This window comes from Campylobacter sp. TJR-1 (assembly GCF_032840035.1).
GTDB lineage: Bacteria > Campylobacterota > Campylobacteria > Campylobacterales > Campylobacteraceae > Campylobacter > Campylobacter fetus.
Map to the genome: position 1 here is coordinate 1 of NZ_JAWIZX010000006.1, position 26308 is coordinate 26308.

At 35.8% G+C, this 26308-nt stretch carries 25 protein-coding genes and 7 tRNA genes; 4 read left to right on the forward strand and 28 right to left on the reverse strand.

Annotated features, from left to right (window positions below):
• Positions 1 to 679 precede the first annotated feature (679 nt).
• Positions 680 to 874, forward strand: coding sequence for a hypothetical protein (locus RVY88_RS07240; RefSeq protein ID WP_010401894.1), 195 nt, complete (start codon positions 680 to 682; stop codon positions 872 to 874).
• Between the two features lie 271 nt (positions 875 to 1145).
• On the opposite strand, the gene RVY88_RS07245 is transcribed toward RVY88_RS07240, so the two are convergent.
• The 28 genes from RVY88_RS07245 to RVY88_RS07380 all read right to left on the reverse strand — a co-directional run bounded on the left by RVY88_RS07245 (position 1146) and on the right by RVY88_RS07380 (position 23289).
• Positions 1146 to 1222 (reverse strand) — tRNA-Arg (locus tag RVY88_RS07245).
• Positions 1223 to 1275: 53 nt separating this feature from the next.
• The gene (gene fusA, locus RVY88_RS07250) at positions 1276 to 3351 is read right to left on the reverse strand and encodes an elongation factor G (protein ID WP_002850108.1); all 2076 of its coding nucleotides are present in this window, start codon (positions 3349 to 3351) and stop codon (positions 1276 to 1278) included.
• A gap of 12 nt (positions 3352 to 3363) precedes the next feature.
• Positions 3364 to 3834, reverse strand: a complete 471-nt coding sequence (gene rpsG / locus RVY88_RS07255) for a 30S ribosomal protein S7 (protein WP_002850109.1) — start codon at positions 3832 to 3834, stop codon at positions 3364 to 3366.
• A gap of 66 nt (positions 3835 to 3900) precedes the next feature.
• Entirely contained in the window at positions 3901 to 4284 is a 384-nt protein-coding gene (gene rpsL, locus RVY88_RS07260) for a 30S ribosomal protein S12 (RefSeq protein ID WP_002850111.1), read from the reverse strand.
• A 180-nt stretch (positions 4285 to 4464) separates the two neighbouring features.
• Complete coding sequence (gene rpoC, locus RVY88_RS07265) at positions 4465 to 8991, reverse strand: DNA-directed RNA polymerase subunit beta' (RefSeq protein ID WP_317051288.1); 4527 nt, start codon at positions 8989 to 8991, stop codon at positions 4465 to 4467.
• Entirely contained in the window at positions 8984 to 13123 is a 4140-nt protein-coding gene (gene rpoB, locus RVY88_RS07270) for a DNA-directed RNA polymerase subunit beta (RefSeq protein WP_011732163.1), read from the reverse strand. Before rpoB ends, rpoC begins: the two co-directional genes overlap by 8 nt.
• Before the next feature lie 99 nt (positions 13124 to 13222).
• Positions 13223 to 13597, reverse strand: coding sequence for a 50S ribosomal protein L7/L12 (rplL, locus tag RVY88_RS07275; RefSeq protein WP_002850115.1), 375 nt, complete (start codon positions 13595 to 13597; stop codon positions 13223 to 13225).
• Positions 13598 to 13629: 32 nt separating this feature from the next.
• Positions 13630 to 14115 (reverse strand): 50S ribosomal protein L10, encoded by a 486-nt coding sequence (rplJ, locus tag RVY88_RS07280; RefSeq protein ID WP_002850117.1) that lies wholly within the window; start codon positions 14113 to 14115, stop codon positions 13630 to 13632.
• A 104-nt stretch (positions 14116 to 14219) separates the two neighbouring features.
• Positions 14220 to 14924, reverse strand: a complete 705-nt coding sequence (gene rplA, locus RVY88_RS07285; RefSeq protein WP_002850119.1) for a 50S ribosomal protein L1 — start codon at positions 14922 to 14924, stop codon at positions 14220 to 14222.
• A 59-nt stretch (positions 14925 to 14983) separates the two neighbouring features.
• Positions 14984 to 15409 carry a 50S ribosomal protein L11 gene (gene rplK / locus RVY88_RS07290; protein ID WP_002850121.1) on the reverse strand — a complete coding sequence of 142 codons (426 nt, stop codon included), beginning with the start codon at positions 15407 to 15409 and terminating at the stop codon, positions 14984 to 14986.
• Positions 15410 to 15426: 17 nt separating this feature from the next.
• Positions 15427 to 15957 carry a transcription termination/antitermination protein NusG gene (nusG, locus tag RVY88_RS07295; protein ID WP_002850123.1) on the reverse strand — a complete coding sequence of 177 codons (531 nt, stop codon included), beginning with the start codon at positions 15955 to 15957 and terminating at the stop codon, positions 15427 to 15429.
• Between the two features lie 9 nt (positions 15958 to 15966).
• Positions 15967 to 16146, reverse strand: a complete 180-nt coding sequence (secE, locus tag RVY88_RS07300) for a preprotein translocase subunit SecE (RefSeq protein ID WP_162167322.1) — start codon at positions 16144 to 16146, stop codon at positions 15967 to 15969.
• Positions 16147 to 16159: 13 nt separating this feature from the next.
• Positions 16160 to 16235: transfer RNA gene (locus tag RVY88_RS07305), tRNA-Trp, on the reverse strand.
• Between the two features lie 26 nt (positions 16236 to 16261).
• Positions 16262 to 16429, reverse strand: a complete 168-nt coding sequence (gene rpmG / locus RVY88_RS07310) for a 50S ribosomal protein L33 (RefSeq protein WP_010401324.1) — start codon at positions 16427 to 16429, stop codon at positions 16262 to 16264.
• A gap of 47 nt (positions 16430 to 16476) precedes the next feature.
• Entirely contained in the window at positions 16477 to 17676 is a 1200-nt protein-coding gene (gene tuf, locus RVY88_RS07315; RefSeq protein WP_002850129.1) for an elongation factor Tu, read from the reverse strand.
• Positions 17677 to 17751: 75 nt separating this feature from the next.
• Positions 17752 to 17826, reverse strand: a tRNA-Thr gene (locus RVY88_RS07320).
• Positions 17827 to 17964: 138 nt separating this feature from the next.
• Positions 17965 to 18041 (reverse strand) — tRNA-Gly (locus tag RVY88_RS07325).
• Between the two features lie 8 nt (positions 18042 to 18049).
• A tRNA-Tyr gene (locus RVY88_RS07330) sits at positions 18050 to 18134 on the reverse strand.
• A 56-nt stretch (positions 18135 to 18190) separates the two neighbouring features.
• Positions 18191 to 18266 (reverse strand) — tRNA-Thr (locus tag RVY88_RS07335).
• Positions 18267 to 18455: 189 nt separating this feature from the next.
• Positions 18456 to 19016 (reverse strand): superoxide dismutase family protein, encoded by a 561-nt coding sequence (locus tag RVY88_RS07340; protein ID WP_011732164.1) that lies wholly within the window; start codon positions 19014 to 19016, stop codon positions 18456 to 18458.
• Between the two features lie 127 nt (positions 19017 to 19143).
• A tRNA-Ser gene (locus RVY88_RS07345) sits at positions 19144 to 19234 on the reverse strand.
• Positions 19235 to 19291: 57 nt separating this feature from the next.
• Positions 19292 to 19975: an orotidine-5'-phosphate decarboxylase gene (pyrF, locus tag RVY88_RS07350; protein ID WP_162167323.1), complete on the reverse strand. Its 684-nt coding sequence runs from the start codon at positions 19973 to 19975 to the stop codon at positions 19292 to 19294.
• Positions 19975 to 20370 (reverse strand): transcription antitermination factor NusB, encoded by a 396-nt coding sequence (nusB, locus tag RVY88_RS07355; RefSeq protein WP_002850137.1) that lies wholly within the window; start codon positions 20368 to 20370, stop codon positions 19975 to 19977. Before nusB ends, pyrF begins: the two co-directional genes overlap by 1 nt.
• Position 20371: 1 nt before the next feature.
• Positions 20372 to 20842, reverse strand: a complete 471-nt coding sequence (gene ribH / locus RVY88_RS07360) for a 6,7-dimethyl-8-ribityllumazine synthase (protein ID WP_002850139.1) — start codon at positions 20840 to 20842, stop codon at positions 20372 to 20374.
• 53 nt (positions 20843 to 20895) lie between these two features.
• Positions 20896 to 21216 carry a DMT family transporter gene (locus RVY88_RS07365; RefSeq protein ID WP_002850141.1) on the reverse strand — a complete coding sequence of 107 codons (321 nt, stop codon included), beginning with the start codon at positions 21214 to 21216 and terminating at the stop codon, positions 20896 to 20898.
• Positions 21216 to 21542, reverse strand: a complete 327-nt coding sequence (locus tag RVY88_RS07370) for a DMT family transporter (RefSeq protein WP_002850143.1) — start codon at positions 21540 to 21542, stop codon at positions 21216 to 21218. The genes RVY88_RS07365 and RVY88_RS07370 overlap by 1 nt, the downstream gene beginning before the upstream one ends.
• A 4-nt stretch (positions 21543 to 21546) precedes the next feature.
• Positions 21547 to 22341 carry a 3-deoxy-8-phosphooctulonate synthase gene (gene kdsA, locus RVY88_RS07375; protein WP_024305412.1) on the reverse strand — a complete coding sequence of 265 codons (795 nt, stop codon included), beginning with the start codon at positions 22339 to 22341 and terminating at the stop codon, positions 21547 to 21549.
• Positions 22342 to 22398: 57 nt separating this feature from the next.
• Positions 22399 to 23289: a DMT family transporter gene (locus RVY88_RS07380; protein ID WP_162167324.1), complete on the reverse strand. Its 891-nt coding sequence runs from the start codon at positions 23287 to 23289 to the stop codon at positions 22399 to 22401.
• A gap of 127 nt (positions 23290 to 23416) precedes the next feature.
• Here RVY88_RS07380 and der point away from each other — a divergent pair, with 127 nt between their 5' ends.
• The 3 genes from der to trpS are packed head-to-tail and all read left to right on the forward strand — an operon-like array spanning position 23417 to position 26306.
• A complete protein-coding gene (gene der / locus RVY88_RS07385) occupies positions 23417 to 24808 on the forward strand; it encodes a ribosome biogenesis GTPase Der (RefSeq protein WP_317051289.1) in 1392 nt (463 codons plus the stop codon).
• On the forward strand, positions 24798 to 25331 hold the full coding sequence (locus tag RVY88_RS07390) for a shikimate kinase (protein ID WP_134867510.1): 534 nt from the start codon (positions 24798 to 24800) through the stop codon (positions 25329 to 25331). The genes der and RVY88_RS07390 overlap by 11 nt, the downstream gene beginning before the upstream one ends.
• Before the next feature lie 3 nt (positions 25332 to 25334).
• Positions 25335 to 26306, forward strand: coding sequence for a tryptophan--tRNA ligase (gene trpS / locus RVY88_RS07395; RefSeq protein WP_162167326.1), 972 nt, complete (start codon positions 25335 to 25337; stop codon positions 26304 to 26306).
• Positions 26307 to 26308 lie beyond the last annotated feature (2 nt).

A 26308-nucleotide genomic window follows, 5' to 3' on the forward strand; every position in this document is an offset into this window, starting at 1 on the left:
CAAAACCTTGCTATAGCTAGCAATACGGACAGAGTTACTATAGAAGTAGAAACTATAGCTAATGAAGTGGTTAGTGAGGTTAAGAGGAAGAAGTTTTAAGCAATAAGTGCCAAAAAGGCACTTATTGAAAATTTATTATCAAACTTAGCCTAAAAATAGGTCTTGGCTACCAACGACAATATGAATAAATACTCTACTAACAGGAGCTTACACAGTACAACTCTTGGTAGCTATGACGCTTATTAGAAATTTTATATGAAAATCTAGCAGCTGGAAATGTGCTATTTTAATCTTGTTATGGTATATTTGCCCTGCTTGAGTGCTCGTATTTATAGCATATAGGGCTATATTACTTTTGAAACTATAATAAGTGATATTAAACTTGCTCTATAAATTTGTCCAAAATAAAAGAAGAAGCGAATAAACCTCCAAGCTATGTTTACCGACAACTGAAGAAAAATTAAAATTTAGCAAATTTAGTACTATTTTGATACTATAAGATATGAACAAAGCAAAAAGCTATGAAGTTTATACAACGAAGCGGTCCTAAATAAAAGCTTGAATATCCAAGGCTCACTAGGATATATATCAAGTATAAATTCCCTAACTCCCATCCAAGAGCTGATAAGAATCAATCAAAATAGACATAAAATCAGTCCAAATTTGCTACAAAACATTGATGGAAAAAAACGATCAAAACAGCATTAAAAACATATATATAGGCAAAACATCTAGCCGTGGCGGAGTATTTGCCAAGATCAAAGTCAATGCTCAACCTGTCAATTCGTGCTTAACAACGATAGCTAGACTACCGTGTAAATCATGCAAAAACAAAGCCGAAAAAACCGTAAGCAACAAAATCGTACCTATATGAAATAGCCATATTTAAATACCCTTTTTCTCATCCACGATGTATTAAGCCCACGTTTTGTTTTGCTGATCACAGCCAGCATACAGACAAAAATAAAAAACTATCCGCTGCAGAAAAATACAAAACACTCATAGATATACTTTGAGACAGGTTAGCCCAAATAAAATGATCTATGAACATATGCATCAAAAGAAGTCATCTAATAGAATCAAGAACCAATATACGATTTGAATGCCGTGTCAAATAAAGTCCTAATAATAAAAATTGAATAGAATGGTGTCCCCAGCGAGATTCGAACTCACGGCCTCAGAATTAGGAATTCTGCGCTCTATCCTGCTGAGCTATGAGGACAAAAGTAAAACTGTGGAAAAACCGCCTAAAAACTAGGCGGTTTAGGATTAAATTTAGCCGTTTCTTTTCTTGATTATTTCTTCAGAAACATTTTTTGGAACTTCTTCATAGTGATCAAATTCCATAGAATAAGTAGCACGACCTTGTGTTTGGCTTCTTAAATCTGTTGAATATCCAAACATCTCGGCAAGTGGACAAAAAGCCGTAACTATTTTATTTCCAGCTCTTTCATCCATAGAGTTGATCTGTCCGCGGCGTTTGTTAAGATCGCCGATAACATCGCCCATGTACTCCTCTGGAGTTTCAACTTCAACTTTCATCATAGGCTCAAGTATAACAGCGCCGGCTTTTCTAGCACCTTCTTTGAAGCCCATTGAAGCAGCTAATTTAAACGCCATTTCAGATGAGTCGACTTCGTGGTAGCTACCATCAAACAGTGTAACTTTAACATCTTCAACAGGATATCCTGCTAAAACACCGCTTTGAAGTGCCTCTTGACAACCTTTTTCGACTGCTGGTATATACTCTCTAGGAACAACACCGCCTTTGATATCATTAACAAATTCAAATCCGCTGCCCGGCTCAAGTGGCTCAAGACGTAAGAATACGTGACCGTATTGTCCGCGACCACCTGATTGTTTTGCGTATTTATACTCTTGCTCAACTGATTTTTTAATAGTCTCGCGGTAAGCAACTTGCGGTTGTCCTACCTCAGCCTCTACTTTAAATTCTCTAAGCATACGATCGACGATGATCTCAAGGTGAAGTTCACCCATACCAGAGATAATAGTTTGACCACTCTCTTCATCCGTGCTAACTCTAAAAGACGGATCTTCTTGAGCTAGTTTTTGAAGAGCTATACCCATTTTCTCTTGATCAGCTTTAGTTTTTGGCTCAACCGCAACGCTGATAACCGGATCTGGGAAATCCATTTTTTCAAGAATTACATGCTCTTTTTCACCTGCTAAAGTATCACCTGTCAAAGTATCTTTTAGACCTACGACAGCGCCTATTTCTCCGGCGTAAAGAACTTTTATCTCTTCTCTTTTGTTTGAGTGCATTCTAAGAAGTCTTCCAATACGCTCTTTTTTACCTTTTACGGTATTATAAGCATAACTTCCGCTCTCAAGTTGTCCACGATAAACTCTAACGAAAGTTAGCTGCCCAACAAATGGATCGGTCATGATCTTAAACGCAAGCCCTGCAAACTCACCATTATCCGTACTATCTACTACGACTTCGCTTCCATCTTCGAGTTCGCCTCTTATGGCAGCAACTTCGTCCGGAGCAGGTAGATAATCAACAACGGCATTAAGAAGCGGTTGAACACCTTTATTTTTAAATGCGGTACCGCAAAGCATAGGTATCATAGTCATGGCAAGACATCCGGCTTTTATACCTCTTTTGATCTCTTCTACACTTAGTTCTTCACCGCCGAAAAATTTCTCCATAAGAGCGTCATCGGTTTCAGCTACCGCTTCAATCATTTTTGCTCTATACTCTTGCGCTTTTTCTAATAGTTCCGCAGGAATATCTTTTGTTACATAATCAGTCGGTTTTGTATCATCTTCCCAAACTAAAGCTTTCATTTCGATTAGATCGATTACGCCTTTAAACTCATCTTCGGCACCAATTGGAATTTGAATAGGCACCGGATTTGCTTTTAGCCTGTTTTTGATTTGTTCTTCAACATTAAAGAAATTTGCGCCAACTCTGTCCATTTTGTTTACAAATACCATTCTTGGAACGCGGTATTTGTTTGCTTGTCTCCAAACTGTTTCACTTTGCGGTTGAACACCTCCAACAGCGCAAAATACGGCTACTGCGCCATCAAGAACACGCATAGAACGCTCAACTTCAATAGTAAAGTCGACGTGTCCTGGGGTGTCTATAAGGTTGATTTGATGATCTTTCCAAAAGCAAGTTGTAGCAGCAGAAGTAATCGTAATGCCACGCTCTTTTTCTTGCTCCATCCAGTCCATAGTCGCAGCGCCATCATGAACCTCACCGATCTTATGACTCATACCGGTGAAGAAAAGAATTCTTTCACTAGTAGTAGTTTTACCAGCATCGATATGGGCTGCAATACCTATGTTTCTTACCATATTTAATGGGGTTTTTCTTGACATAGACGCTCCTTATTACCAGCGATAATGAGCAAATGCTTTATTTGCCTCAGCCATTTTGTAAGTATCTTCTTTCTTCTTAAATGATGCGCCCTTACTGTTTGCTGCATCAAGTAGCTCTGCTGCTAGTTTTTCCATCATAGTTCTTTCGCTTCTTTTTCTAGCAAAGCTTATGATCCAACGGATAGCTAGAGCTTGTTGGCGTGCTGGACGAACTTCTACAGGTACTTGATATGTAGCACCGCCGACACGGCGTGATTTAACTTCCATGATCGGTTTTACGTTATCAATAGCGTCATTAAAAACATTTATACCTTTTAGATCACCGCCTTTTGCATCGATAGTTTTAAGTGCGCCGTACATTATCTCTGTAGCAACGCTTTTTTTACCATCATACATAAGTGAATTAATAAATTTAGTTATTATTTTATTGCCATAAATCGGATCAGGCATTACTTCCCTAACAGGGGCTTTTCTTCTTCTCATAACTTTCCTTCAAATTTAAATTTTACTCAAACTTAACTAAAACAACGAGTTAGTCTGTACGAATTTTTATTTTTTAGCATCTTTAGGGCGTTTAGCACCGTATTTAGATCTAGAAACAGTTCTTTTTGCAACACCAGCAGTATCAAGAGCACCACGTACGATATGATACTTAACACCCGGTAAGTCTTTTACCCTACCGCCACGAACTAGTACTATGCTGTGTTCTTGTAGGTTGTGACCCTCACCGCCTATATAGCTGATCACTTCAAATCCGCTTGTTAGCCTTACTTTGGCAACTTTTCTCAAAGCCGAGTTTGGTTTCTTAGGAGTCGTTGTATAAACTCTAGTACAAACTCCCCTTCTTTGAGGACACTCTTTTAACGCTGGCGATTTTGATTTAACTATCACTTTTTTGCGTTCTTTTCTGACCAATTGATTAATGGTTGGCACAATAATTCCTTTCAACTAAATTTATTAAAAAGAGCTTATTTTACTAAAAAATTACTTAATATTATATGAATTTGAATTTGTCTATGAATAAAGCAGCATTTGAAGCAACAAAGCATAGATACAGCAAAATGTTGCATCTATGCTTTTTAAATTTAAAACGATATTGTTTGATAAAAAAGCTTAATCTTCGTTTATTTTAATCTTAACTTTTTTATCTTGATAAAGACCGGTACCAACTGGTATCATACGACCTAAAATAACGTTCTCTTTTAGATCTTCAAGATAGTCGAATTTAGCAGCGATACTTGCTTCTGTTAAAACCTTTGTAGTCTCTTGGAAAGAAGCTGCTGAGATAACACTATCGCTTCCTATAGCAGCTCTTGTTACACCAAGAAGTACTGGCTCGGCAATTGCTGGCTCGCCACCTATTTTCATTATACGATCATTTTCTTCTCTAAATTTACGTCTACTTACCATATCGCCTACGATAAAATTTGTGTGACCGCTATCTACTATTTTTACTTGACGCAGCATTTGAGATACGATAATCTCTATATGTTTATCACTTATAGCAACGCCTTGTGAGCGATAAACTTGTTGAATTTCACTTATCAAGTAATAGTGCAATGCTTTTTCACCTAATATCCTTAATACGTCATGGCTGCTAACTAAACCGTCGGTTAATTTTTCTCCAGCATGCACAAACTCACCATCTCTTACTTGAATTTGGCGAGATTTATCTATAAGATACTCTGCGCTTGAGCCATCTTCAGCCATTATTATTATACGTTCTTTTGAGCGAAGAGGTTTATCAAATTTGATAGTACCATCAATCTCTGCAATAATAGCTGTATTTTTAGGACGCCTTGCTTCAAACAATTCTGAAACCCTAGGAAGACCTCCTGTGATATCTTTTGATTTTGCAACTGCTTTTGGAGTTTTAGCTATAGTATCGGCTCTAGAAACCTCTGCTCCATCTTTTACAAATATAGCAGTCTTAGGCTCCAACTGATAACGAATAAGTTTTCCGCTTTTAGTTGATATAACTATAGTTGGCTTAACTCCGCTTGGTAGATATTCGTTTATAACAAGCCTACTTTCTCCGGTTGCTTCATCATACTGCTCGGCTACGCTATATCCAGGCTCTATATCTTCATAAGCGACTGTACCGGCTTCTTCTGCTATAACAGGAGTTGAGTACGGATCCCACTCGGCAATTACAAGTTTACTGTCATCTTGCGGTTTTGCTATAGTATCTTTTGCGCTTACTATATCGCTATCATTAAATTTAATAACGCTATTTCTTGGTATATAGTGACGAACAGCTTCTCTATCGTCATCATCGGCGATAACAACAAATAATCCTTTTTCGCTAACCATATCGCCTTTTTTGACGTTTTTAATTCTCTCTAGATAGTCGCCTTTTAATATATAAAACTTAAGTACGCCGTTTGCTCCAGATAATATATCTTGAGTAACAGGATCGCCATCAGCTACTTTTACTTCACTAGCAAAAGGAATACGGTTTGGCACATTCCAACCCTCTTTTATAACCTCGACTATACTCTCGTTTTCCTTGACTTTATCACCTTTTATATAAGGTATGTAGAACTTACCTTCAACTTTACCGCTTACTCCGGCTAACTCATTCGGTTTGGCTAAATCGTGTTTTCTTAAAACATACTTAACCTCATCGCTTTTGCCTTTTATAATAACATTTATATCTTCGTGTGCCACTTCTATATTTATCTCTCCGTCAAACGGAGCTTTTATCTTCGGCTCAACTAATAATATAGCTGCATTACGACGATTTGTTACTATAAATTTATTGTTATTCTCATATGTTTTAAGATTATAATATCTAATAAATCCCTCTTTTTGAGCCACTACTTGACGATCTTGTTGCTCCGTTGAAGCAGTACCGCCAATGTGGAATGTTCTTAGAGTAAGCTGAGTACCAGGTTCGCCGATTGATTGAGCTGAGATGATGCCCACGGCCTCTCCTGGTTTTACCAATTTACCCTCGCCAAGGTTTATACCATAACATTTTGAGCATACGCCCTTACTTGCTTTACAAGTTATAGGAGTTCTTATGCTTACTGATTTTATACCAGCGTCAGTGATAGTTCTAGCTTTTACTTCATCTATAAGAGTACCTTCGGTAAATAAGATTTCATTAGTAATAGGATCAATTACGTCATCACTTAAAACTCTACCTAATACTCTTTCTTCTAAGCTTTCGATAAGCTCTCCGTTTTCAGTAATCTCTGTTATCTCAACACCTTCGTGAGTACCGCAATCATCCATAGTAACTTTTACGTTTTGAGCAACATCGATAAGCTTTCTTGTAAGATATCCGGCATTTGCGGTTTTAAGTGCAGTATCTGCAAGACCTTTTCTAGCACCGTGAGTTGAGATGAAATACTCGAGCACGTTTAGTCCCTCACGGAAATTTGATGTGATAGGAGTCTCAATGATCGAACCATCAGGTTTTGCCATAAGTCCACGCATACCAGCAAGCTGACGAATTTGAGCTGCACTTCCCCTTGCTCCCGAGTCTGCCATCATATAAATAGAGTTAAATCCACTTTTATCTGTTTTGATAAGTTTCATCATTTCAGCTGCAACTTTATTATTAGTATCTGTCCAGATATCAACTATTTTGTTGTATCTTTCTGAATCAGTTAGTAAACCTGAGCCGTATTGATTTTGAATTTCTCTAACTCTTTTCTTTGCTTCATCTACATAACTATATTTACTCTCAGGTATGATAATATCAGCTATAGATATACTTATCCCTGCTTTTGTAGCGTATCTAAATCCTAGATTTTTAAGCTTATCTAAAAACCCGGCTGTTACTTCAAGACCGCCATTTTTATAAACATAATCAACCAAATTAGCAATATCCTTTTTCTTCATAACTTTATTCCACATAGATTCTGGAACAGAGTTTTCTTTTAAATTTGGCAGTATTGATTTTATAATAAGACGACCCGCAGTTGTAAATACAGTGCGTCCTTCTACCATAGTTTTTATCTTTGCGTGCAAGTCAAGATAGTGAGCTTCAACAGCTATCATTACCTCATCGACACTAGCAAAAATTTTATTAGCTCCAACGGCTCCATTTTTTTCAAGACTTAAATAATAAATTCCCAAAACCATATCTTGAGAAGGTACCGTTACAGCTTTTCCGCTCGCAGGAAGTAAGATATTCATCGAACTTAACATAAGAATTTTACACTCTGCAATAGCCTCTTGAGAAAGTGGTACATGCACAGCCATTTGGTCGCCATCAAAGTCTGCATTGAACGCCGAACAAACAAGAGGATGAAGCTGAATAGCTTTACCTTCTATTAAAACCGGATGAAACGCCTGAATAGACATTTTATGTAAAGTAGGAGCACGGTTTAACATAACGGGATGATCTGCAACTACCTCTTCAAGGCACTCCCAAACTTCATTTGTTTTATCTTCGATCATCTTTTTAGCTTGTTTAACAGTAGTAGCATATCCCTTTTCTTCAAGGCGAGCCAACAAATGAGGTTTAAATAGCTCAAGTGCCATTTTTTTAGGAAGCCCACATTGATCCATTCTAAGCTTTGGCCCTACAACTATAACTGAACGTCCTGAAAAATCCACACGTTTACCAAGCAGATTTTGACGGAAACGACCCTGTTTACCTTTTATAATTTCACTTAGAGATTTTAACGGTCTTTTATTTGCACCTTTTACTGCATTTGCACGCCTACCATTATCAAACAGAGCATCAACTGCTTCTTGAAGCATTCTTTTTTCATTACGAATAATAATTTCTGGCGCGTCAAGTTCCATTAGTCTTTTTAAACGAGTATTTCTATTTATAACTCTACGATACAGATCATTTACATCTGAAACTGCAAATTTACCACCATCAAGACTGACAAGAGGTCTTAAATCAGGTGGTAAAACAGGCAAGTTTGTTATCATCATCCATTCAGGACGATTACCTGAATTTAAAAAACTCTCAACAACTTTTAAACGTTTTACTATAGTTTTTTTCTTTGCTTCGCTATTTGTACTTTCTATCTCGATCTTTAACTGATCAAGTACAGATACTAAATCTAAACTTGCGAGTAGATCACGTATAACTTCGCCGCCCATTCTAGCTTTAAAACCACTTTCACTAAATTTCTGCTCAAGTAATACGTACTGCTCTTCATTTAAAACATCATAAAGATCTACTTTTTTACTATTTTCATTGTCATAAAATGCATCGCCCGGATTTTCTACTATATAAGCTTCATAGTAAAGAACACGTTCTAAATCCTTCATTTTTATGCCAAGAAGAGTGCCTATACGACTAGGAAGCGAATTTACATACCAAATATGTGCTACAGGAGTAACAAGCTCAATGTGCCCCATGCGTGAGCGACGAACCTTCGAAGTAGTTACTTCAACGCCGCACTTTTCACATTTAATTCCTTTATAGCGCATCTTTTTATACTTACCGCACAGACATTCATAATCCCTTATAGGTCCAAATATCTTAGCACAAAATAGACCGTCGCGCTCCGGTTTTAACGTGCGATAATTAATGGTTTCAGGCTTTTTAACTTCACCGTGACTCCACGCTTTTATACGATCTGGACTAGCGAGTCTTAGCTGAAAGGCTTCAAAATCCCTTGGTTTTGCATCTTCTTTTATCTCAATAGGTTTTAACTCACTCATTATTCTCTTCCTCATCATAGATCTCAACATCAAGTGCTAGAGATTTTAGCTCATTTGTTAAAACAAAAAACGTTTCTGGAATACCAGTACTTGGTACATTTTCTCCTCTAGTAAGTGCTTTATAAGCAGCTAAACGACCCTCTACGTCATCAGATTTTACAGTCAGCATTTCTCTTAAAGTATGAGCCGCGCCATAAGCCTCAAGTGCCCAAACTTCCATTTCTCCAAATCTTTGACCACCACTTAGAGCTTTACCACCAACTGGTTGTTGTGTTACTAAAGAGTATGGTCCGGTACTTCTTGCATGAACTTTTTCATCAACTAAGTGGTGAAGTTTTAACATATACATACATCCAACATTAACACGCTCAGCCATCTTTGATCCGGTACGTCCGTCATAAAGTTCGGTTTTACCATCCATATCTATTTTTGCCATCTCAAATAACTTTTTAAATTCATCAGCTTTAACACCTTCAAAAATAGGAGTAGCAAATCTAACCCCGCTAGCCCAGTCCCTAGCATAATCTATGAGCTTATCATCATCAATTTTGCTTAAAATAGCTTTAGCATCCATAAGACGAGATACATCTGCTATCTCAGTCATTTTTGCTCTTAGCTCTTTTATCCATTCGGCTTTTTTATTTTCAAAGATTTCTTCAATCTGCTCTCCTAATTTCATACCAACTAAACCTAGGTGGCTTTCTAAAATTTGACCTATATTCATACGACTTGGAACGCCTAATGGATTTAAAACTATATCTACCGTACGTCCATTTGGAAGATACGGCATATCAACATCCGGAACTATATTTGATACAATACCTTTATTTCCATGACGTCCTGCCATCTTATCGCCTACTTTTAATTTTCTTTTTGTAGCTAAATATACTTTAACTAACTTAACTACGCCGCTTGGCAATATATCATCTTTTTCTAAAATTTCAAGTTTAGCGTCATGCTCGTCTTTTAATTTCTTCTTCTCATTTTGAAAATAAGCTTTCATATCTTCATATGTTTTTTGAATTTCTTTTGAAAAGCACTTTACATAGGTGTTAAGAGTAAATCTATTTACATTATCAAGATCTGATCTTTTTATCTTATCACCTTTTTTATAGCTATTTTTACCGATCTCTAGCTCACTCTCAAGAGGATTTTTAGATAATAAAGCAGTAACTCTTAACATCTCTTCACGATCAAGCATTAAAAGTCTGTCATGATGTTCTTTTTCTAAAATATTCTTTTCATCCTCATATGCTTTAAATGATCTAGCGTCTTTTTCATAGCCTTTTTTTGTAAATATCTTAACATCTATAACCACACCTTCAAGACTAGCTCCGGCATACAAAGATTTATTTACAACGTGACCTGCTTTTTCACCAAATATTGCTCTAAGAAGTCTCTCTTCGGGAGTCGGCTTTACCTCTCCTTTTGGTGAAACTTTACCCACCAAAATCATTCCTGGTTTGATATGAGTGCCTATTTTTACTATACCGCTCTCATCTAGGTGCATAAGATCTTCTTCTTTCATATTTGGAATATCTCTAGTTATCTCTTCTACACCGTCTTTTAGCTCTCTTGCTTCTATCTCTTTTTCATATATATGAACGCTAGTAAATGCGTCTGCGCGTATCATTCTCTCACTCATAACAATAGCATCTTCATAATTATAACCATTCCAAGGCATAAATGCTATAAGAGCATTTTTACCTATGGCTAACTCGCCCTTTTCCATACTCGAGCCATCAGCTATTATCTGTCCTGATTTTACCATATCGCCTTTTTTAACTATAGGATGTTGGCTAAAAGTTGTATTTTGGTTAGTTCTTAAATTTTTTTCCATAGTATATTGATCAATATATGGACCGTTTTCATCTTCACCAAGAATAAATATGTTTCTATTATCAACTTTTTCTATAACGCCACCACGTTTAGCTTTTATAGCCTCCCACGCGTCTCTTGCAACTATAGCTTCCATACCGGTTCCTACTATAGGTGCTGTAGATCTAAGAAGAGGAACTGCTTGACGCTGCATGTTTGAACCCATAAGTGCACGGTTTGCATCATCATGCTCTAAAAACGGTATCAAAGAAGCGGCAACACCCATAACCATACCACTACAAAGATCTATCAATGTTACGTCTTCTCTTTTTGCAAGAAGCATTTCTCCATCTCGCCTTACTTCTATAAGATCTTCTTTTATAATATCGTTTGCATCTAATACAGTTGAAGCTGGAGCTATAATATGACCCTCTTCTTGAGTAGCTGTTAAATAAACAATCTCATTTGTGACTTTACCGTCTATTACTCTTCTATAAGGTGATTCAACAAATCCTAGATCATTTACTTTTGCATATGTAGAAAGAGTGTTGATAAGACCGATATTTTGACCTTCTGGAGTCTCAACAGGGCAAATTCTACCATAATGAGTCGGATGCACGTCACGTACTTCAAATCCGGCACGCTCTTTTACTAAACCGCCTTCGCCAAGAGCCGACAAACGACGTTTATGCGTAACTTCGCTAAGAGGATTTGTTTGATCCATAAATTGGCTGAGCTGACCGCCTGTAAAAAATTCCATAATAGTCGTAGTTATCATTTTAGGATTTACTAGATCATAAGGCATAAGCTCATCTACGTTATTACTAAGACTTGTAAATTTATCTCTAATAGCTTTTTGCATTTTCACAAATCCCAAATGAAGCTCATTTGCTAAAAGCTCGCCTATTGATCTGATACGACGGTTACCTAAGTGATCTCTATCATCTATATAACCTTGTCCGTTTTTTACTTTTATCAGATATTTAGCAGTTTTTATAATATCTTCATTTGTAAGTACAGTAACATACTCAGGAACGCTAAGACCTAATTTATGATTCATTTTCATACGACCTACTTTTGTAAGATCATATCTTTCTGGGTTAAAAAATAGATCATTTACAAACGTTCTTGCAGCTTCTTTAACTACAGGCTCTCCTGGGCGCATAACTTTATAAATTCTAATAGCAGCCAGGTCATTTTCATCTTCTAAGCCTTCAGTTTGCTTAAGTAATTTTAGCGTTTCATAATCTTGTAAAAATGAGTTAATAATAGCATCATCAACACCGCTTGCAAGATCATTTGCTATTTCTATACTATTTTGTTCAGCTACTATTTTTGCTAATTTATTTTCATCTAGCTGAGTTAAAGTATCATAAATAACTTCGCCGCTCTCTTTATCGATAACTGGACTAGCCAAATATCTATTTACCAAAACTTCTATCGGGTACTCTACAAATTTGAGTCCATCTTCAATAAGCTTATCTGCTTTTTTCTTTGTAAGTCTCTTTCCTGCTTGATGTAAAATATTTCCATCTTCATCTTTTATATCATAATCAACTCTTCCAGAAAAATCATCCGGATTAAACATGGTTAAAAATTTATTATTTTTTATATTTAATGTTTGGATAGGGTAAAATAACTTTACTATATCTTGTTTTTTATATCCAAGCGCTCTAAAAAGAATCGTTATAGGAACTTTTCTTCTTTTATTTATACGCACATATAAAACATCTTTTGTGTCATATTCGAAATAGAGCCAGCTACCGCGATCTGGTATAATTTGTGCTGTATATATTAGTTTATTTACTACAGTTGGACTCTCTTCTTCTTTAAATATAACACCTGGGCTTCTATGAAGCTGATTTACTACGACTCTTTCTACGCCGTTTATTATAAATGAAATTCTATCAGTCATAAGAGGAATTTCACGTACAAAAATTTCTTGTTCTTTTATATCTTTGACACCGACTTTTTCACTTGTTTTTTCATCTCTGTCATGTACAATCAGTCTAATTTTAATTTTTAAATTTACGCAATACGTAAGTCCTCTTTCCATACACTCTCTAACTGTATATCTTGGCTTACTTATTTCGCTGCTGACATACTCTAATGTAAGTCTATTTTGAGGATCATGTATTGGGAATATCGACTTAAATACTTTTTCAATTCCGCTTTCGGTTTGTGAATTATCAAGATTTAAAAAATGATCAAAACTCTTTTTTTGCAATTGTAATAAATTTGGAACATCAATCTCTTTTGCAACATTTGAAAAATCAACTCTGAGACGATTTCCAGAATATAGGCTATTTAGCATTTGACTACCTCATGGAATAGTTTGAAAGAAAATAAACCACAATGACGTGGCATAAGCAATTTTAGGAGCAAGAACTCTTGCTCCTCCAAAAAAAGTAAATTATTTAAGTTCGACTTTAGCGCCAGCTTCTTCAAGCTCTTTTTTAGCTGCCTCTGCCTCATCTTTGCTAACACCCTCTTTAAGAACTGATGGAGTTCCTTCAACAGCGTCTTTAGCCTCTTTAAGACCAAGACCTGTAAGAGCGCGAACAACTTTGATAACGTTGATTTTTTTATCGCCAGCATCAACTAGAACGATATTAAACTCAGTTTTCTCTTCAGCAGCTTCAACAGCAGCTCCACCAGCTGCGCCAGCTACCATAACAGGAGCAGCGCTTACGCCGAATTTTTCTTCAAATTCTTTTACCAATTCACTTAGTTCTAATACAGAAAGATTAGAAATAAATTCTAATACATCTTCTTTAGTTATTGCCATTTTAATTCTCCTAATTTTATTTTAATAATTAATTAAGCTGTTTGCTCTTTTTTCTCTCTAAGCGCATTTAAGCCGATAGTAAAGTTTTGTATCGGTGCATTCCAAACTTGCAAAAGCATTGCAATAAGCTCATCACGAGACGGCATTTTAGAAAGAGCGACAACTTTGCTAACAGAAGCAACTTCACCATCAATGTGAGCTGTTTTAATCTTGAATAGTTCGTTATTTGACTCTTCAAATTTAGCTACTACTTTTGTAACCGCTAATTGATCTTCGCCCCATACAAAAATATTTGTATCTTTAAGCTCCATACCAGATTTTCCGCAATTATTTAAAGCAATATTTGCAAGAGTATTTTTAACTACTTGAACCTTAACGTTTAACTCTCTAGCGCTATTTCTTAATGCTTCAAGTTTCTTAACGCTAAGACCTTTATAATCGCAAACAACAATAGCATCGCTTGTTTTAAATTCAGCTTCAAGGTTTGAAATAATCTCGGCTTTTTCATTTCTAGTCACTTTTTTCTCCTTTCCGACCGGCGATTTCAAGCAGAGAGAGCTAACACAAGCTCAATTAAGCGAAAAACGCCTCGGCTATCTCCAATCTAAGATATAAATTTAAATTATTTAAGATCCATAAGCTCTTGTGGCTCAAGAGTTATTGATGGACTCATTGTTAATGACAACGCAGCAGATTTGATATATCTACCTTTTGAAGCTGCTGGTTTATGTTTATTTATCATCTTAATAAAAGCTGATATATTGTCATTTAGCTGATCTTTGCTAAAGCTTACCTTGCCAAGTCCGGCATGTATATTTCCTTGTTTATCAACACGGAAATTTACTTGTCCGCCTTTTGCATTTTTTATAGCTTGAGCAACATCCATTGTAACTGTACCGGTTTTTGGATTTGGCATAAGACCTTTTGGTCCAAGCAAACGACCTATTTTACCTACTAATCCCATTAAATTTGGTGTAGCTATAAGAACATCAAAATTTATAACGCCTTTTGCTATCTCATCTACAAAATCTTCAGCACCGACTATATCGGCCCCAGCAGCCTTTGCCTCATCCGCTTTAGCATCTTTAGCTATAACTGCTACTCTTACAGTTTTACCAGTACCAGCCGGAAGCACAACTGAGCCTCTAACCATCTGATCTGCATGTCTTGGATCAACATTGAGTTTAAGAGCTATTTCGACTGTTTCATCAAATTTAGCAGAAGCTAAAGTTTTAACTGTACTTACTGCTTCATCAAGAGTATATATTTTATCAGAATCTACTTTTTTAAGTAACTCTGAAAATCTTTTAGTAACTTTTTTTGACATCAATTTCTCCGCATTTTTAAAGTGCTACCACTAATGTTTAAAATCCCAGCGGTATAGGATCAATCAACTACAGTAATTCCCATAGAACGAGCCGAACCAGAAATTATCTTAGCTGCTTGCTCTTTATCTTTTGTATTCATATCTACAATTTTTTTATCAACAATCTCAAGAATTTGAGCTTTTGTTAATTGACCAACTTTGTTTTTAAGCGGATTGTCCGCACCTTTTGTGATACCAGCAGCTTTTTTAATAAGATCTGTAGCCGGCGGCTGTTTTGTGATAAAAGTAAAGCTCTTATCCGCATAAACTGTAATAACAACTGGAATATTATATCCAGCCATATCTTTTGTTCTCTCATTAAATGCTTTACAAAACTCCATTATATTTACACCTTGTTGACCAAGAGCTGGACCAACTGGTGGGCTTGGATTTGCTTTTGTAGCTGCAATTTGTAATTTGATTTCGCCTACAACTTTTTTAGCCATAAACTTTCTCCTTAAACTTATACTATCTTTTCAACTTGTGAATATAAAATCTCAACTGGAGTGCTTCTACCAAATATCGAAACATTTAAACGAAGCTTACCATGAACCATATCATACTCTTCAACCGTTCCATTAAAGTTAGCAAACGGACCTTCGGTAACACGAACAACCTCACCTGTTTCAAATGAAATTTTAGGTTTCGGAGCTGCTCTTTTATTAACTTTTTCTAATATCAAATTGATATCTTTATCGCTTAAAGGCGTTGGTTTCTTAGACTCACCTATAAAGCGACCGACTTTAGGAAGAGATTGAATTTTATGCCAAAGTGCTGTGTCTAGATCTAAATGTGCAAAAGCATATCCAGGATAAAGACTTCTTTCATTGATCTTCTGTTTTCCATTTTTTATCTCGATCACATCTTCAGTAGGAACAACAACTTCTAAAAGTTGCTCTTCTATACCATGATCAACGACTAAATTTTCAATCGCTCTTTTGACACTCATCTCACTACCAGCATAGGTTTGAATAGCATACCATTTATGTGCCATTTTGCATCCTTATGCAAGTTTTGATACAGTAAATGACATTATTAAATCAACCAAAGCCAAAAATAGAGAAACTATAGCTACAACAGCAAAAACTGTTATAAACGCATTTCTAATCTGTTCTTTGGTAGGAAAAACAACCTTGCCAATTTCTGCTCGTGATAATTTAAAATAACTTATAAATTTTTCCATATCTAACCTTTTGTGGCAGGGCAGGAGGGATTCGAACCCCCAACCATCGGATTTGGAATCCGGCGCTCTACCGTTGGAGCTACTGCCCTAATGGCATACAGTAAAGAAGAATGCCTTATTTAAGCTTAACTTCTTTATGGACTGTATGTTTTTTTAATCTTGGGCAATATTTTTTAAGTTCCAACTTTTCAGTTGTTGTTTTACTGTTTTTAGTTGTTGTGTAATTTATATCATTACATTCAGCACACTTCAAACCTATTTTAACTCTATTTGCACTTGCCATTTAATTTCCCTTTTATATTAAATGCGAGCCAAAGCTCGCAATTAAAATTAAGCTATTATCTTAGAAACAACACCTGAACCAACAGTTCTACCACCCTCGCGGATAGCAAATCTTGTGCCATCTTCAAGAGCAACTGGGTTTATTAACTCAACAGTGATTTTTAAGTTATCACCAGGCATAACCATCTCGGTACCCTCTGGAAGAGTGATTGATCCAGTAACATCTGTTGTTCTTACATAAAATTGTGGTCTATAGTTGTTGAAGAATGGAGTATGTCTACCGCCCTCTTCCTTAGTCAAGATATAAACTTCTCCCTCAAATTTAGTATGAGGAGTAATTGATTTTGGCTTACAAAGAACCATACCTCTTTCAACGTCTTCTTTCTTTGTACCGCGTAAAAGAACACCAACGTTATCACCAGCCTCGCCTTGATCCATTTCTTTTCTAAACATTTCAACGCCGGTAACTGTTGTAGTTTGTGTATCTCTAATACCTACGATTTCGATAGTATCACCAACTTTAACTATACCTTTTTCAATTCTACCAGTAACAACAGTACCACGGCCAGAAATCGAGAATACGTCTTCAATCGGCATTAAGAAATCTTTATCAGTAGCACGAACTGGAGTTGGTATGTAGCTATCAACAGCAGCCATAAGATCCATAATCTTAGCTGACCATTCGCCATCATTACCAGCTTTAGCTTCTTCAAGAGCTTGAAGTGCTGATCCGCTTATAATAGGAGTATCATCACCAGGGAAGTCATATTCGCTTAATAACTCTCTGATCTCCATTTCAACTAATTCTAGCAACTCTGCGTCATCTACCATATCAGCTTTGTTCATAAAAACAACTATATATGGAACACCAACTTGACGAGATAGCAAAATATGCTCTCTAGTTTGTGGCATTGGGCCATCAGCTGCAGAAACAACTAGTATGGCACCGTCCATTTGAGCAGCACCTGTAATCATATTTTTAACATAATCGGCGTGTCCTGGGCAATCAACGTGCGCATAGTGGCGATTTTCTGTTTCATACTCAATGTGAGAAGTAGCAATTGTAATACCTCTCTCTTTTTCTTCTGGAGCATTATCGATATTATCATAATCTTTAAGCTCAGCAAGACCACGTCTTGAAAGAACAGCAGAAATAGCAGCTGTTAGAGTTGTTTTACCGTGGTCAACGTGACCAATAGTACCGATGTTTACGTGTGGCTTATTACGTGAAAATTTTTCCTTAGCCATTGTATCCTCCGTTATAAATTTTAACTTTTAAAATTTAAAGTTTGTATATCATGTATTTTCTTATTTTAACTTTTATGGAGCTCATAGTGGGACTTGAACCCACGACCTCTTCCTTACCAAGGAAGTGCTCTACCTCTGAGCCATATGAGCGTTTCTAAATAAGAAACTTCGTGTGGCAAAACAGAGTTTTACAAAAATAATACAAACACCAATAACTTAATCAACTAGAATAACTGTATAATTTAAAGAATAGTAAATTAGAATACAGCTCCCAGTCAAAATCCAAAATGGAGCGGGAAACGGGACTCGAACCCGCGACCCTCAGCTTGGAAGGCTGATGCTCTAGCCAACTGAGCTACTCCCGCAATAGCAATGGTGGTGAGACGTGGATTCGAACCACGGAAGACAAAGTCAGCAGATTTACAGTCTGCCCTCGTTGGCCGCTTGAGTATCTCACCTTAAATAAAATTTTTTTGATTGCTATAAATATCTGGTCAAACACTGTTAAAATAAATGGAGCTGGTGAACGGAGTCGAACCGCCGACCTACTGCTTACAAGGCAGTTGCTCTACCAACTGAGCTACACCAGCACCCTTAACTTGTGAGCTGGAATTATATCTTATTTTTTATACTATGTCAAGAGTTTTTAACAAATTTAATAAAAATCAATTAAGATATTAAGAATATTATTTTAAAATTTAAAAATTCCAAATTTAATAGTACTAAATATAAAATTAAATTTTAAAGCAGCCTAATTGATTACTAGGCTGCAATTTAGATTAATTTATAACTCCGCAAACAAGTCTAGCACCGCCTCCACCTAAAGGTTTTGGGCTATCACTATGATTATCCGCACCTAAATGAACCATTAAAGAGTGTCCTTTTAGCTCATTTATATTTTTAATTTTTGTTGATAAAACCGGATAATTTGCATCTCCGTTTGTATCTACATATAAGGCGGGAAGATCTCCTTTATGACCATCATTATCCCAAGAAAATGAGTGTTTACCGGTATTTTGAGGATCCCAGTGACCACCAGCTTTCATACCAAGTCCTTTATCACTAGATCCGCAATCTGGGTTTGTATGAACATGAAATCCATGCATACCTGGTGCAGATAATCCAGAAAGTCTAGGAAAAAATGCAACGCCATCTGCTGTATTTATAGCTACGACTTCGCCTACGCTTTTATCTCCATTTGCGCTAAGAGCACTCATTTTGATAACGATATGATCTACGGATTTTGGATCAAAGCTATTTAATGGAGAACTTTGTTCGCCATGAGTTGCTCCAAATAAAGCAGTAGCTAGCAATGCGCTAATAAAACTTATTTTACTCATATATCCCCTTTAATTTTTAAAATATAAGAAAATTTTAACAGTAATTATTAAATAGAGAATAAATTAATGAAATACTAAAACTAATTAAACTATAATTTTTATTGATTTAAATAAATATAAAGTGTAGTGGCGGACAGAGAGGGATTTGAACCCTCGAAGCCCGATTAAGACTTGCACCCTTAGCAGGGGTGTGGTTTCAGCCGCTCACCCATCTGTCCATAAAAAGTGAAATGAAATTATACTTTTTAATTCCTTATATTATGCTTAATTTAGCTTTAAGTTATATTATATAGGATTTTTTCAGTAATTTCTCTTGGATTTTTAGATTGATATATAGGTCGTCCTACAACTATAAAATCCGATTTGTTGTTCATCGCTGTTTTTAAATTTGCTACTCTCTTTTGATCATCATTTGACTCGCCAAAAGGTCTAATTCCAGGAGTAAGAGTAAGAAAATTGCTACTAGTAGCATTTTTTATATCTAAGCTCTCATAAACAGAACATACCATTCCATCAAGACCGCATTCATAAGAAATTTTTGAAAATTTAACTACACTTTCTTTGATATGCGCTGCATAAATCTCACTAAAACTCTCTTCATCAAAACTAGTTAGAGCAGAAACCGCCAACACCAAAGGACGATTATTTAATTTCGACAATCTCTCCATAACACTATTCATAGCAACTCTTCCGGCGCTTGCATGGATATTTATCATATCTGCGCCTATTTGCGAGATAACCTCACAAGCATCAGCCATAGTATTTGGTATATCATGCACTTTGAGATCTAAAAATATTTTAAAATTATCTACATTTTTAAGTTCATTTATAAATTTAAAACCATCTCTTAAATAAGCTCTAAGTCCGACTTTAAGCCATACGTCAAGACCTTTTAGCTCTCTTGCCACTCTTAAACACTCATCAGAGTTCGCAAGATCTAATGCTACGCATAATTTCATTAGTTCACCTTACTTATAGCATCAAGTACGCCATTTATAAATCTTGTAGATGAATCCGAGCCAAGCTCATTTGCCAACAAAATTGCTTCGTTAATCACTATCGCACTTTGGGTATTAGTAAATTTAATTTCATAAGCTCCGAGTCTAAGTATAGCTCGCTCAACAGCTCCTATTTCGCCGAGTTTCCACTTTCCAAGATGAGCGTCTAACGCTTCGTCTATCAAATTCAAATTGTCTAAAACACCGTTATAAAGAGTTAGCGTAAAGCTTTTTTGATCATTTCGTATCTTTTTTTCTTCTAAAAATTCATTTGAAAACTCTTCCATCTCACTGCCCATTTCATTTGCATAAAGCAAGCTTACAACACTCTGTCTTACCTGATGTCTAGTAGCCATCTTAAGCCTTTATATTTTTATATAAATTTAAAAGCTCAACCACACTAGTCATTGCTTCAAAACCTTTATTTCCAGCTTTGCTACCTGCTCTTTCAATGGCTTGTTCTATACTATCTACAGTTAGAACTCCAAAAGTAACTGGTTTACCATATTTCAAAGTAACATTTGCTATACCTTTCGTAGTCTCAGCACTAACATAATCGAAATGCGGCGTACTCCCTCTGATAACAGCTCCAACGCAGCAAACAGCGTCCCATTTCCCGCTACTTAAAACTTTTTCTAATGCCATAGGTATTTCAAATGCACCAGGTACCAAAATAAGATCTAAATTTTCTTCTTTTCCGCCATGTCTTAAAAAAGCGTCTTTTGCGCCTTCTACTAATCTATCTGTTATTATATGATTAAATCTACCATTTATTATAGCTACTTTTTCATCTCCGTTTAAATGCAGATTTCCTTCTATTATATTCATATTTTCTCCTTAATAATTCATAACTAAACAAACGAGCTTTATCCAAAGCAACATTAAATTAATTTCAACATTATAACACTAAAAACTATCAAAAATAGATAAACGCACTTTTTTATCCCTAATTTTTCATGATTAAACACTACGCCTACAAAAACGGCTCCGATTGCTCCGATTCCAGTCCAAATAGCATAACTCACCGACATGGGCAAAACTTGCATAGCATATCTTAAAAGACTAAGAGAAAAGCCGAATGTGGCCACTATAAACATGAAATTAACTATTTTTCTAATTCCGTTTGAATGTGAAAATTTATTTAGAAATACAATTCCTAAAACTTCACATCCCCCAGCTAATAAAAGAGCCAAAAGATGCATTAACTCTCACTCCTTTTTAACCCCAAAACACCAATTATCAAAGTAAATATAAAAACTATGCGCAAAAAGTCTATGCTACTTCCTCGAAAATAGTCGCTTATTATCTCCGTTCCTACTATAAAAAGAGTTCCGAATCCTATAAAAAGAGTGTAAGCCACACTAGCTGGAAGATATTTAAATGCTGCCATAAATGAGAAAAAACTACAGCATATTAAAATAATTGTTATTAGATATTCTAAATTTGAATCAGCGTATTTTAATCCATAAGCCCAGCCGCCTTCTACTATGGCTCCAAATATTACGAAAAAGAGTCCCTTATTTGACATCTGGCTATAAAACCTCTTTAATATTTTTAATGTCGTTTATATTTTTTTCTAATGCTTCAAGAGTAAGCATATTGGCTCCATCGCAAAGCGCATCGCAAGGATTTATGTGAGTTTCATAGAAAAATCCATCTACTCCAACAGCTGCTGCTGCCCTTGCTAAGTACGGTACGAATCTGCTATCTCCTCCGCTAGTAGCGCCGTTTGCGCTAGGCATTTGTACGCTATGAGTTGCGTCAAATATTACCGGAGCAAATTCTTTCATGATAACCAAACTTCTCATATCTACAACCAAATTTCCATAACCGAACGTACTTCCTCTTTCGCAAAGATACACTCCGTTTTGTTTTGCGATCTCATAACCAAACTCATTAATTCCGCGTGTCTCAAGCACCTTTTTAACGCTATATTTCATAGCGTCCGGAGATAAAAATTGACCTTTTTTGATATTTACCATAGCTTTTGTCTTTGCAGCAGCTACCAAAAGATCTGTTTGCCGACACAAAAAAGCGGGAATTTGCAAAGCATCAGCGACCTGTGAAACAGGTGTTGCTTGATAACTTTCATGGATATCTGTTAATATTTTAAATCCGAATTCTTTTTTAACTTCAGATAGAATTTTACAGCCTTCTTCAAGCCCCGGTCCTCTAAAGCTGCTTATGCTTGTGCGGTTTGCTTTATCAAAACTGGATTTGAAATAAAAATCTATCCAGCCCATTTCGTTAAATTTAGACAACTTCTCGGCAACTTTAAAAACTAAATCCCTACTTTCAATGACACAAGGTCCTGCTATCAAAACCATAATTATATTTCCTAAATTTTTACCGATTATAGCCAAAATCCTATAAATATTTGCTTACTATTTCTCTTTGGCGACCAAAACTCCGCTTAAAACGATAAGGGCTATTCCGCAAAATACTATAAAATTCGGAAAAGAATCTCCAAGCATCAAACCAAAAATCATACTAAAAACAACATCGCTATAACTAACAGCTGCAACAGCTCCTGCTTTTCGGCTAGCTGCGTAAGCTTTTGTCATATAAATTTGAAACCATGTTCCGCAGATTCCCATCAAAGCTATAAATATCCAACCTTTAGTATCAGGCATTATAAAAGGGGCAAGCATAAAATCTAAATAAGAAACAGTATAAAACTCGGCTAAAATCATGCACAACAAAGGCATAAATGTGCCAAATATCATAAATGAAAGCACTATAACTCCAGTATTGTAATACTTTCTAAGCTCCCTTATACTTGTATATGCAAGAGCTGCGCCTATACCGCTTAATAATCCTATAAGATCATTTTTACTAACACCTAAATTTGGTTGAATGATAAATAAAATTCCCAAAAAGCCTATAAAAATAGCAAACCAACCTTTGGAACTTAATTTTTCTTTAAATATAAATGCAGCCAAAAGAGCGGTAAAAATCGGACTCGTCTTTGAAAACGTGAAAGCTGCGGCTAAATTTATATTTGCTATATTGTAAAAGAACGCAAGTAGTCCAAGCGTGCCGATGACTCCACGAAAAATAAGCAAGAACGGACGCCCGCCTTTTTGATGCAGCGGTTTTTTATAAAGCGCGATAATAATAAGAATGAATCCTACTAAATTTCTAAAAAATACAACTTCGATTGAACTCATATCGCTACTTAACATCTTCGCAAATGCTCCAGTAGCAGCAAAACATATAGAAGCTACAAGCATATAATATATACCAAGGTGCCTCATTAAAAAGTGATTATACATAGATCTAACCTGCATTCATTTTTTAAATTTTATGGAAAATTTTAGTTGCAATATTACCACGATGATACATAATTTTTTATAAATTTAGCTATTTTTCGCTATAATTGAAAGTTTTAAAAGGAAAAATATGAAAAAAATCATGCTAGTAGGACGTCCAAATGTCGGAAAAAGTTCGCTATTTAATCGTTTAGCAAAACAGAGAATAGCCATAACAAGTGACGTTAGCGGTACGACAAGAGATACGAATAAAGCTGAAATTTTTATTGATGATAAAAACTGTATTTTGATAGACAGCGGCGGTCTTGATGATAGTAATGAGCTATTTAAAAATGTAAAAATAAACACGCTAAATGAGGCTAAAAATGCTGATATAATCGTTTTTATGGTAGATGGAAAAAATTTTCCAGATGAAATAGACAAAAGATTTTTCTATGAGCTTTCAAATTTAAATAAACCTATAGCTCTAGTAGTAAATAAAGTCGATAGCAAAAAAGACGAAGAGAGAAGTTGGGAGTTTAACGAATTTGGCGCGAAATACATTTTTAACCTATCTGTTAGCCATAATTTAGGAACCGACGAACTACGTGATTGGATGTATAAACTTATTCCTAAAAGCAAGATAAAAGCTGATACGAGTGATGATTTTGACGAATTTTTGGACTGTGTTAATGAAAACGGAGAAATGGGATTGCCGTCTGTTGATTACGAAACAAAAAATATAAAAATCGGGATAATCGGCAGAGTAAATGTAGGAAAATCAAGCCTTCTAAACGCTCTTGTCAAAGAAGATCGTTCAGTCGTAAGCAAAATCGCCGGAACTACGATAGATCCTGTTAATGAAAGCTATGTTTATGAAGATAGGGTTTTTGAATTTGTTGATACAGCAGGTATCAGAAAACGCGGAAAGATAGAAGGCATAGAAAGACTTGCGCTACATAGAACAGAAAAAATATTAGAAGAAGCAGATATAGCATTGCTTGTTCTTGATGCAAGTGAGCCGCTTACGGAGTTAGATGAGAGGATAGCCGGTCTTGGAGCTAAGTTTGAGCTGGGACTCATTATAGTTTTAAATAAATGGGATAAAGATCATGGCGAATTTGATAAAGTCGTATATGAGCTAAGAGATAAATTTAAATTTCTAGCTTACGCTCCTATCATCAGCGTTAGCGCACTCGGCGGAAAAAGAGTTCATAAACTCTATCCGCTTATACTTGAAGTTTATAAAAATTACACTCAAAAAATGAAAACTTCAAGGCTAAATGAAGTTTTAGAAGAAGCCATTAGAACTCATCCGATCCCTAGAGATCATGGAAAAATAGTTAAAATTTATTATGGAGTTCAGTTTGGATTCGCGCCTCCGAAAATCGCCCTCATAATGAATAAACCGAGGTCTTTACACTTTAGTTATAAAAGATATCTGCTAAATAAATTAAGAGAAAACTATGAGCTAAGCGGAACCCCGGTAATTTTAATACCTAAAAATCGTAGTCAAAAAGAGAGCACAGAAAATGAAAATTGATAAAAATATAGTTTTAATAGGATTTATGGGAGTCGGAAAAGGCACTATAGCAAGAGCTTTGGCTGAAAAATTAGGCGTATTTGCTATAGACGGCGATGATATGATAGAAAGTTTTGCAAATAAAAAAATAAAAACTATTTTCGAAGAAGACGGTGAAGAAGCATTTCGAAAGATAGAAAAAAATTTAGCTAAATTTTTAGAAAACTCAGTAAAAGGAGCCGTTATATCCACAGGCGGCGGATTTTATAAGGTAAAAAATTTAAAAAAAATAGGCACCGTGATCTATCTAAAATCAAGCTTTGAAAAGATAATCGAGCGTTTAAAAAACTCAAGCAATAGCGAGAAAAAATTCGCCAAACGCCCACTTCTTTCAAATTTAGAAGAAGCCAAAAATATACACGCTAGTAGAGATAAAGAGTATGAGAAAAAAGCTGATTTTTCTATTTTGGTTGAAGATAAAACAGCAAAACAGATAACAAATCAAATAGTGAAATTACTAAATTCACAAAAAGCCAAAGGATAGAATTTGAGAACTTTAACAGGACTTCAACCTTCAGGAAAACTACATTTAGGAAATTATTTTGCTAGCATAAAACCTATGGTCGATACTCAAAACTTAGGCAATGACGATATGTTTATGTTTATCGCGAACTATCACGCTATGACTTCGGTAAATGAAGCAAAAAAGCTAAAAGAGAGCACTTTTGAAGCCGCGTGCGCGTTTTTAGCACTTGGCATAGATCCGAACAAATCTACATTTTGGATTCAAAGCGACGTCAAAGACGTGCTGGAACTTTACTGGATACTAAGCCAACTAACTCCCATGGGTTTAGTCGAGCGCGCTCATGCTTATAAAGACAAAGTCGCAAAAGGATTTGAAGCTCATCACGGACTTTTTAGCTATCCTGTTTTGATGGCTGCAGACATCTTGCTTTTTAACTCAAACATAGTTCCGGTAGGAAAAGATCAAATTCAGCACGTCGAGATAGCGCGCGACATAGCTATCAAATTTAACAATGCGCACGGAGATATATTTACTATTCCTGAAGCCGGGGTTCAGCAAAACGTAGCTACAGTTCCAGGGATTGACGGAGCTAAAATGAGTAAAAGCTACGGAAATACGATAGATATTTTCAGTGATGCAAAAACACTAAAAAAACAGTGCAGTTCCATAGTGACCGACTCCACTGCTCTAGAAGTTCCAAAGCAGTGGAGAAACTGCAACATCTTTAACATAGCAAAACTATTTTTAAACACCGAAGAACAAGAGGCACTCGCAGCTAGATATGAAAAAGGTGGCGAGGGTTATGGACATTTTAAAATGTATCTAAACGAGCTTGTTTGGAACTATTTTGCGGAAGCTAGAGAAAAATTTGAATACTACTTAAGTCATAAAAACGAAGTTTATGATATTCTTGATGCTGGAGCAAAAAAAGCTAACAACGTAGCGTCCCAGACGATGCAAAAAGTAAGAGACGCTGTGGGAATTTATAGATAAAG

Bases quoted from the DNA above. Each gene is read 5' to 3' on its own strand.
- RVY88_RS07240 (WP_010401894.1), top strand. From the start codon at position 680: ATGGAAAAAAACGATCAAAACAGCATTAAAAACATATATATAGGCAAA.
- fusA (WP_002850108.1), bottom strand. From the start codon at position 3,351: ATGTCAAGAAAAACCCCATTAAATATGGTAAGAAACATAGGTATTGCA.
- rpsG (WP_002850109.1), bottom strand. From the start codon at position 3,834: ATGAGAAGAAGAAAAGCCCCTGTTAGGGAAGTAATGCCTGATCCGATT.
- rpoC (WP_317051288.1), bottom strand. From the start codon at position 8,991: ATGAGTGAGTTAAAACCTATTGAGATAAAAGAAGATGCAAAACCAAGG.
- rpoB (WP_011732163.1), bottom strand. From the start codon at position 13,123: ATGCTAAATAGCCTATATTCTGGAAATCGTCTCAGAGTTGATTTTTCA.
- rplL (WP_002850115.1), bottom strand. From the start codon at position 13,597: ATGGCAATAACTAAAGAAGATGTATTAGAATTTATTTCTAATCTTTCT.
- rplA (WP_002850119.1), bottom strand. From the start codon at position 14,924: ATGTCAAAAAAAGTTACTAAAAGATTTTCAGAGTTACTTAAAAAAGTA.
- rplK (WP_002850121.1), bottom strand. From the start codon at position 15,409: ATGGCTAAAAAAGTTGTAGGCGAAATCAAATTACAAATTGCAGCTACA.
- nusG (WP_002850123.1), bottom strand. From the start codon at position 15,957: ATGGCACATAAATGGTATGCTATTCAAACCTATGCTGGTAGTGAGATG.
- secE (WP_162167322.1), bottom strand. From the start codon at position 16,146: ATGGAAAAATTTATAAGTTATTTTAAATTATCACGAGCAGAAATTGGC.
- rpmG (WP_010401324.1), bottom strand. From the start codon at position 16,429: ATGGCAAGTGCAAATAGAGTTAAAATAGGTTTGAAGTGTGCTGAATGT.
- tuf (WP_002850129.1), bottom strand. From the start codon at position 17,676: ATGGCTAAGGAAAAATTTTCACGTAATAAGCCACACGTAAACATCGGT.
- RVY88_RS07340 (WP_011732164.1), bottom strand. From the start codon at position 19,016: ATGAGTAAAATAAGTTTTATTAGCGCATTGCTAGCTACTGCTTTATTT.
- pyrF (WP_162167323.1), bottom strand. From the start codon at position 19,975: ATGAAATTATGCGTAGCATTAGATCTTGCGAACTCTGATGAGTGTTTA.
- nusB (WP_002850137.1), bottom strand. From the start codon at position 20,370: ATGGCTACTAGACATCAGGTAAGACAGAGTGTTGTAAGCTTGCTTTAT.
- ribH (WP_002850139.1), bottom strand. From the start codon at position 20,842: ATGAATATAATAGAAGGAAATCTGCATTTAAACGGAGATGAAAAAGTA.
- RVY88_RS07365 (WP_002850141.1), bottom strand. From the start codon at position 21,216: ATGCATCTTTTGGCTCTTTTATTAGCTGGGGGATGTGAAGTTTTAGGA.
- RVY88_RS07370 (WP_002850143.1), bottom strand. From the start codon at position 21,542: ATGTCAAATAAGGGACTCTTTTTCGTAATATTTGGAGCCATAGTAGAA.
- kdsA (WP_024305412.1), bottom strand. From the start codon at position 22,341: ATGGTTTTGATAGCAGGACCTTGTGTCATTGAAAGTAGGGATTTAGTT.
- RVY88_RS07380 (WP_162167324.1), bottom strand. From the start codon at position 23,289: ATGTATAATCACTTTTTAATGAGGCACCTTGGTATATATTATATGCTT.
- der (WP_317051289.1), top strand. From the start codon at position 23,417: ATGAAAAAAATCATGCTAGTAGGACGTCCAAATGTCGGAAAAAGTTCG.
- RVY88_RS07390 (WP_134867510.1), top strand. From the start codon at position 24,798: ATGAAAATTGATAAAAATATAGTTTTAATAGGATTTATGGGAGTCGGA.